This window comes from Pseudonocardia sp. Ae150A_Ps1 (assembly GCF_001932315.1).
Taxonomy (GTDB): Bacteria; Actinomycetota; Actinomycetes; order Mycobacteriales; family Pseudonocardiaceae; genus Pseudonocardia.
In genome coordinates, this window is the sequence record NZ_MCIJ01000003.1 from 63,952 (window position 1) to 65,444 (window position 1,493).

General features: G+C 67.4%; 1 protein-coding gene. It reads right to left on the reverse strand.

Annotation, left to right across the window (positions count from 1 at the left end):
- Positions 1 to 237: 237 nt before the first annotated feature.
- Positions 238 to 1,107, reverse strand: a complete 870-nt coding sequence (locus tag Ae150APs1_RS29725) for a hypothetical protein (protein ID WP_139317648.1) — start codon at positions 1,105 to 1,107, stop codon at positions 238 to 240.
- Positions 1,108 to 1,493 lie beyond the last annotated feature (386 nt).

Here is a 1,493-nt window from a genome sequence, read left to right on the forward strand (position 1 = left end):
GCCGGTGCCCACGGCCACGATTCGTACTTCGTCGATCTCGGCGTCGTCGACACCTTCGATCGCGACTGGAATCGCTGCCTCCACCGTCGGATAGATCGTCGTGAACGCCGCGGCTGGTAGCCAGTCGCTGGACAGCTCGACATCGGCCTCGATCCGATATCCGCGGCTCACCGCATCAACCTCGGGCCCAGCTTCGAAAGCCCAGGGCTCGGAAGGGGACGACATGGCGGGCCGGGGTTATCGCCGCGCCGCCGCCGGCTGCGGTCGGTCTGGTTCAGGGGTGCGGTCGCCGGCTTGTGAGACCGGTATCCGGACGCGTAACCCGACGAGCAGCCGTGGGCTCCACACCCGTTCCCGGGCCAGCCCGACCAGTAGCTTGTTCCGTCGTAGCCAGTCCACCGCCGCATTGACGCGGGGCTGCCCGAGCTCGGCGTGCAGCTCGGGTGTGATCTTCCCGTGGGCCCGCCCTGATTGCAGCAGCACGTCGGCGGCAGCGTCGGCTGCCTCCCGGGTTTCTGCTGCTGGAGCGAGGTGATCGAGAACGGTCGTGATCCGCGCGGCCAGGGTTTTCTGATCAGCTGAGTAGATCGGCGCAGCCAGCGGGGCCAGCAACTGCAGATCCACCCGATACCACGCCAAAGCCCCTAGTCCGCCCGAGGTCTTTTTCTTCCTGCCGGACAGGGTCCCGGTCATCGGTCCGGTCGGTTCCATGACCAGCAGCACCGCCGCACCTGGGACGTTCTCCCGCGTTTCCTCGATGTAACCGGACCACTGCGGCTCGATCGTGAAATCAGCGAGCGTCAGACCCGCTGTCTCGGCCAGCTCGGGCAGCCCGTCAAGGCCACCGGGGAGGTCGTGACGGGCGATGACCTGCAACGGCAGGCGGGCATCCCCGGACGACGCGCGCGCCGCTACCGACGACCCGGCGCCCAGCAACACCGCCTGGGCCGCCGGCACCACCGCAGCCCGTTTCCTTCCGTTCCTCAACCGCCGCATCGACCCCGGCCCGAACGGGAACGACACCGGCGCAGGCCCGGACTCGGACTCGGACTCGGACTCGGACTCGGACTCGGACTGCATCGTGGTCTTCCTGTTCTCGGTGCTCATGCTGGTCTCATCGTCGGCCGGGGCCAGCGAAGCGGCTGTCATGCAGCTGGTGGGCTACAGCGACGGTGCGTGCGTGGCCGCCCCGGGTCTTCGCCACGGGCCTTACCCCCGGATCTTGGACACGGGGGTTGATTACGCGGCTGTTGTTGTGAGGGTAGTCCGGAGTGTCTGTTCGTAGGTGTTCGGGGTGATGTTGACCCCGCTCGGCGGACGCAGAAGTGAGGAGACGTAGGGTCCGACGATCTTGTGAAGGAGATCGTCCGTCGTGCCGAAGCCCTACCAGCCGGAGTTCCGGCGACGCGCCCTTGATTTGCTGGCCTCGGGACGCTCAGTGCGTGATGTGGCGACGTCGTTGGGCATCGCGGAGTCGTGCCTGCATCGCTGGA